Source organism: Streptomyces argenteolus (genome assembly GCF_042902585.1).
GTDB classification, from domain to species: Bacteria; Actinomycetota; Actinomycetes; order Streptomycetales; family Streptomycetaceae; genus Streptomyces; species Streptomyces argenteolus.
The window spans coordinates 511,693-517,783 of sequence record NZ_JBIBEG010000005.1; the positions used below are offsets into that span (position 1 = coordinate 511,693).

A 6,091-nucleotide genomic window follows, 5' to 3' on the forward strand; every position below is an offset into this window, starting at 1 on the left:
GAGACAAGTCTCGCACACGGTAAAGCGTGCCCCCAACGGGATTCGAACCCGTGCTACCGCCTTGAAAGGGCGGCGTCCTGGGCCACTAGACGATGAGGGCTAAGGGCCCACCTGCGCGCTTTCCAGCGCGTCGGGGACGTGAGAAGCATATGGGATGCGGGGAGGTATCGCCAAAACGGTTTACGGGGAGGGCGTCGGGACGCTCGGCGAGGGTGACGGGGTCTTCAGGTTCTCCTCCGGCAGATGGCGGCTGACCTCGGCCGTCGTCAGGCCGAGACCGCCGAGGGTGATCTCGTCCCAGGCCTGAAGATGCCGGGTGGTGCGGTCCAGGTAGAGCACCGAGGCGCGCACCTTCTCGGGCTTGTCGTTCTGCACCGCGCGCAGGCCGCCGCCGCCGGTGGAGCCCTCGACCTTCAACCGCGTGCCCAGGGGCATCAGCTCGTTGACCCGGTGGTGCACATGGCCCGCCAGGACCAGGGGAACCGTTCCGTCGGTCTCCCGTGCCGCGTTCGGGTCGTGCGCCACCGCGATGTCCACGGGGGTACCGGCCCTCTTCTGGTCGCGCAGCGCCGAGGCCAGACGCATGCCCGCGAACTGCTCGGACGCCTTGCCGCCCGTGGGCCGTGAGCGGTCGGGCGTGAACTGCGGGTCCCCCGTACCCGCGATCCGCAGCCCGGCCACGTCCACCGCACCGCCCTCGTCCAGGACGTGCGCGTTCCTGGTCTTCTTCAGATAGGCCTGGGTCTCCTTGGAGTCGTGGTTGCCCCTCACCCACACATAGGGCGCTCCCAGATCGCTCACGGGGTCCAGGAACCCGTTCTCCGCCGCCGTGCCGTGGTCCATGGTGTCGCCGGAGTCGATGATCACGTCGATCTCGTACTGCTCGACGAGCGAGCCGATGATGTGCCAGGCGGCCGGGTTGAGATGGATGTCGGAGACGTGCAGGACCCGGATGGTCGCCGGGTCCGGCTGGTAGACGGGGAGCGTGGAGGTGGCGTCGTACAGCTTGGTGACGTTGGTGACGAGCCGGGCCAGCTCCTGCTGGTAGACGTCGAACTCCGTCACGATCGAGCGGGCGTCGCCGACGACCGAGGGAGCGCTGGAGAGCAGGCCGGAGAATTTGGGTTCGAGCACGGACTTCGGGTTCCAGGTGGCGTAGGCGCTGAGCCCCGAGGCCGCCAGCAGTGCCAGCGCGAGCCCGCCGGCGGCCAGGGCGCGACGCGGCCTGCGGTAGACCACCAGGCCGAGGGCCGTGGCGCCCGAGACCACGGCCACGCAGGAGCGCACGGCCAGCTCGCGGGTGCCGGAGGCGACGTCACCGGTCACCTCGTCCTGAAGCCCGGAGAGGCGTTCGGGGTGTTTGACCAGGGCCTGCGAGCGCTCCGGGTCCAGCTGGTCGACGTCCACGTCGAGACGGACGGGGGCGTGGTGGGAGTCCAGCTCCAGGGCGCCGAGGGGCGACACGTTGATCTTGGTCCCGCCGCTCAGCGAGGGCCGCAGGGTCATGGTGGTGTCCATGGGGCCCACGGGCGTACGGACGCTGCCGACGACCAGCAGCCCCAGCCAGGCACCCAGGACGACCACGGCCAGCAGGCCGAACGCGCGCTTCCAGGGGTGCGGGGCGGGGACGAGCCCGCCGGCCGGTGCGGCGGAGCGGGAGCGGGGACGGCGGAGACGGCGGAGTCGGACGGCTGCGGCGTGGAACGGGCGTGCCATTGGGCGCGTATGCCCCGTTCGGGCGGCAGACATGCGGGTGGGTCGGCGGAGGTGGGCCGGGCGAGTGGGCGCGGGGACCGGCGGGGCCCGCCCGTCGGAGGCGTGCGTACGTGACAATGGCGGAGTGCTGGAGATGACGCGCGAGGAGTTCGAAGAGCTGGTGAGCCTGGCTCTTGACCGTGTCCCGCCTGAGCTGATGCGGCTGATGGACAACGTCGCGGTGTTCGTGGAGGAGGAGCCGGAGGACCCGGAGGACAGGGAACTGCTCGGGCTCTACGAGGGCACTCCGCTCACCGAGCGCGGTGAGTGGTACGCGGGGGTGCTGCCGGACCGGATCACCATCTACCGGGGGCCGACGCTGCGGATGTGCGAGACCCGGGAGGACGTGGTCGCCGAGACGGAGATCACCGTGGTCCACGAGATCGCCCACCACTTCGGCATCGACGACGAACGGCTGCACGAGCTGGGGTACGGGTGAGCCGCCCCGCGCAGGAGCCCGACCCGTCCGTGCCCGTACCGCACGCCCGCACGCGGACGGTCCTGGCGGTGATCGCCGCGGGCGGCGCGCTGGGTGCGACGGCGCGGTACGCGGCCACCCTCGCCTGGCCCGCGGCCGAGGGGGGTTTCCCCTGGACGGTGTTCGTCGTCAACGTGGTCGGCTGTGCGCTCATCGGCGTGCTGATGGTGCTGACCGTGGAGCGCGGGGTCGTCACCCGTCCGCTGGTGCGGCCCTTCCTCGGGGTCGGGGTGCTCGGTGGGTTCACCACCTTCTCGACGTACGCCGCCGACGCCTCGCACCTGCTGGTGCGTCAGGAGGTGGGGACCGCCGTGGCCTACATGGCGGGGACGGCGGTGGCGGCGCTCGGCGCCGTCTGGGTGGCGACCGTGCTGACGCGGGCGCTGGTGGACCGGCCGGGGAGGGCGGCGTGAACCGGATGCCGGCGCGCCGGCCCGTGAGGGCGGTCCGAGGGAAGGCTCCCGGCCGGTCCGTGGGGGCGGCCGGCCCGGTGCCGTCCGATCGTCGCGCGAGGGCGGCCGGCCCGGTGCCCTCGGATCGCCGGCGGAGGTCAGGGTGAACTGGCTGCTGATCGTTCTCGGGGGTGCGGTCGGCGCCCCGCTGCGCTATCTGACCGACCGTGCCGTCCAGGCGCGGCACGGGGCGGGACTGCCGTACGTCTTCCCCTGGGGGACCTTCACCGTGAACGCGGCGGGCAGTCTGCTGCTCGGGCTGCTGAGCGGGGCGGCGGTGTCCACACCTGTGTACGCCCTGCTGGGAACGGGCCTCTGCGGGGCCCTGACGACGTACTCGACGTTCTCGTACGAGACGCTCCGGCTGGCCGAGGCGGGCCGGGGCTTCCTCGCGGGCGCCAATGTGCTGGCCTCGCTGCTGGTGGGGCTCGGGGCGGTGTTCCTGGGGGCCGAACTCGTGGGCGGTTTCGGGGCCTTTGCGGGGTGAGGCGGCGGAGCCCACGGGTGTGCGGGTGTTGTGTCAGGGCGTGTCCCCGGCGGGTGCAGGGGAGTTGAACACATCGCTCCCCCTCCCGCCGTCCCTCTCCGTCCCGGAGGTGCACCCCGTGCGCCAGATGTCCGTCCGCGTCCGCTGGGCAGCCGTCACCGCCCTGACGATCGCCGCGTCCACAGGCTGTATGAGCGTCGGCGGCGACGCCGGGGAGCCGGCTCCCTCCCGCCCCGCGGGCGAGAAGGGGGTCTCCGCCGAGCGGCCCGGAGGCGAGACCGTGTCCGGCACCGGCCGATCCGGCGGCTCCGGAGGGCGGGGCGCCGGGGCGCAGTCCGACCGGGGTGCCCCCCGTGGGCCGGGCTCCAGGGCCTCGGGCGCCGCGCCCTCGGCCGGCCCCGGCAAGGCCCTGCCCGAGCCCGTCGGCCCGGGCACCCAGGAGCCGACGCCGGGCGGCCACCTCCCCCTCCCGGAACCCAGCGCGCCGGGCCCCGGTGAGCCTCCGCCCCCGCAGGCCACCCCGGAGCCGCCGCCGCCCTCACCCGAGCCGGAGCCCTCGCCCCCGCCGGAGCAGCCCTCTGCCTCGCCGGCCGCGCAGTTCCGTACCGACGCCATGGGTGCGCCGGGGCGGGTGGAGGTGTGGCCCACCCCGCGGGCGTCGCCGCAGGTCGCGCCGGTGTGAGAGGGGCCTCGGACCAGCCGGTTTGCGCGAAGCGGGGGAGGGTGCGTATGGTTATAGATCGTTTGATCCCATTGCCCGGCGCCGACACAGAAGAGCGCCGTGTGGCGCGTACTCTCCCTTGCCGTGGCTGGACCGCATTGAGGCGGTCGAAATTGCGAATCACGGAGTTACGGGCGCGTGCCGAGACTCCGGAAGGTTTCGCATTTCGCATGTCAATTTCCAGTTCTGACCGCACCCTCATGCCCGAGAACGTCGAGAACGACGTCGAGAACAACGAGGCGGTCGTGGCCGCCGAGGCCGTGGTCGCGCAGGCTCCTGCCGCCGAGGCCGCCGTCACCGTCGCCGACGTGATCGAGGACGCCGCCGAGGACGCGGTCTCCGAGGACGCGGTCGCCGAGGACGTCCCGGACGCCGAGCCGGGCATCACCTTCGCCGAGCTCGGCCTGCCCGAGGGCATCGTCCGCAAGCTCGCGCAGAACGGTGTCACCTCCCCCTTCCCGATCCAGGCCGCGACCATCCCGGACGCCCTGGCCGGCAAGGACATCCTGGGCCGTGGCCGCACCGGCTCCGGCAAGACCCTCTCCTTCGGTCTGCCCACCCTGGCCTCCCTGGCCGGTGGCCACACCGAGAAGAAGAAGCCCCGCGCGATCATCCTCACGCCGACCCGTGAGCTCGCGATGCAGGTCGCGGACGCGCTTCAGCCCTACGGCGACGTGCTCGGCCTGAAGATGAAGGTCGTCTGCGGCGGTACGTCCATGGGCAACCAGATCTACGCGCTGGAGCGCGGTGTCGACGTCCTCGTCGCCACCCCGGGCCGCCTGCGCGACATCATCAACCGTGGCGCCTGCTCCCTGGAGAACGTCCAGGTCGCGGTCCTCGACGAGGCCGACCAGATGTCGGACCTGGGCTTCCTGCCCGAGGTCACCGAGCTGCTCGACCAGATCCCCGGCGGCGGCCAGCGCATGCTCTTCTCCGCCACGATGGAGAACGAGATCGGCACGCTCGTCAAGCGCTACCTGAGCAACCCGGTCACCCACGAGGTCGACAGTGCCCAGGGCAACGTCTCGACCATGTCGCACCACGTCCTCGTCGTGAAGCCGAAGGACAAGGCGCCCGTCACGGCCGCGATCGCCGCCCGCAAGGGCCGCACGATCATCTTCGTCCGTACCCAGCTGGGTGCCGACCGCATCGCCGAGCAGCTCATCGAGTCCGGTGTGAAGGCCGACGCGCTGCACGGCGGTATGACGCAGGGCGCCCGTACCCGCGTGCTCGAGGACTTCAAGAAGGGCTACGTCAACGCCCTGGTCGCCACCGACGTCGCCGCCCGCGGCATCCACGTCGACGGCATCGACCTCGTGCTGAACGTGGACCCGGCCGGTGACCACAAGGACTACCTGCACCGTTCGGGCCGTACCGCCCGCGCCGGCAAGTCCGGTGTGGTCGTCTCGCTGGCGCTCCCGCACCAGCGCCGTCAGATCTTCCGCCTCATGGAGGACGCGGGCGTCGACGCCTCGCGTCACATCGTGCAGGGTGCGGGCGTCTTCGAGCCCGAGGTCGCCGAGATCACCGGTGCCCGGTCGCTGACCGAGGTCCAGGCCGACTCCGCGAACAACGCGGCCAAGCAGGCCGAGCGCGAGGCCGCAGACCTCACCAAGCAGCTGGAGCGCGTGCAGCGCCGTGCCGTCGAGCTGCGCGAGGAGGCCGACCGCCTGGTCGCCCGTGCCGCCCGCGAGCGGGGCGACGACCCGGAGGCGGCGGTGGCCGAGGTCGCCGCCGAGGCCGAGGCGGCGCTCGTCGCCGCCGCGTCCGTCCCCGAGCAGCCGGCCGCGCGCGACGACCGTCGTGACGACCGGGGCAACTTCGGCCGTCGTGACGACCGTGGCGACCGCCGTGACGACCGTGGTGGCTACCGCGGCGGCAACGACCGCGTCGGCGAGCGCAGTGGCCGTCCCTCGGGTGGCTCCGGCTACCGGGGCAGCAACGACCGGCCGTCCTTCCGCGGCAGCAACGACCGTCCCTCCGGTGGCTTCCGCTCCGGTGGCGGCGACCGTCGGGACGACCGCGGTGGCCGTTCCTTCGAGCGTCGTGACAACGACCGCCCGGCGTTCAACCGTGACCGTCGTGACGAGCGCCCCTCGGGCGGCTTCCGCTCCGGTGGCGGCGACCGTCGGGACGACCGCGGTGGCCGTTCCTTCGAGCGTCGTGACAACGACCGCCCGGCGTTCAACCGTGACCGT

Annotated in this window: 6 protein-coding genes and 1 tRNA gene; 5 read left to right on the forward strand and 2 right to left on the reverse strand. The window is 72.5% G+C overall.

What is annotated here, in order from left to right:
• Window positions 1–27: 27 nt before the first annotated feature.
• Together ACFY8O_RS21120 and ACFY8O_RS21125 are read right to left on the reverse strand one after the other, a co-directional pair.
• Window positions 28–100 (reverse strand) — tRNA-Glu (locus ACFY8O_RS21120).
• 80 nt (window positions 101–180) lie between these two features.
• A complete protein-coding gene (locus tag ACFY8O_RS21125; RefSeq protein ID WP_145807668.1) occupies window positions 181–1,716 on the reverse strand; it encodes a metallophosphoesterase family protein in 1,536 nt (511 codons plus the stop codon).
• A gap of 124 nt (window positions 1,717–1,840) precedes the next feature.
• Here ACFY8O_RS21125 and ACFY8O_RS21130 point away from each other — a divergent pair, with 124 nt between their 5' ends.
• The 5 genes from ACFY8O_RS21130 to ACFY8O_RS21150 all read left to right on the forward strand — a co-directional run.
• Complete coding sequence (locus ACFY8O_RS21130; protein ID WP_015578045.1) at window positions 1,841–2,194, forward strand: metallopeptidase family protein; 354 nt, start codon at window positions 1,841–1,843, stop codon at window positions 2,192–2,194.
• Between the two features lie 29 nt (window positions 2,195–2,223).
• The gene (locus ACFY8O_RS21135; RefSeq protein WP_387904478.1) at window positions 2,224–2,646 is read left to right on the forward strand and encodes a fluoride efflux transporter FluC; all 423 of its coding nucleotides are present in this window, start codon (window positions 2,224–2,226) and stop codon (window positions 2,644–2,646) included.
• Window positions 2,647–2,788: 142 nt separating this feature from the next.
• A complete protein-coding gene (locus tag ACFY8O_RS21140; protein ID WP_387904479.1) occupies window positions 2,789–3,172 on the forward strand; it encodes a fluoride efflux transporter FluC in 384 nt (127 codons plus the stop codon).
• 118 nt (window positions 3,173–3,290) lie between these two features.
• Window positions 3,291–3,854 (forward strand): hypothetical protein, encoded by a 564-nt coding sequence (locus ACFY8O_RS21145; protein WP_387904482.1) that lies wholly within the window; start codon window positions 3,291–3,293, stop codon window positions 3,852–3,854.
• Between the two features lie 209 nt (window positions 3,855–4,063).
• On the forward strand, window positions 4,064–6,091 hold a 2,028-nt coding region (locus ACFY8O_RS21150; RefSeq protein ID WP_387904485.1), incomplete at its 3' end, for a DEAD/DEAH box helicase.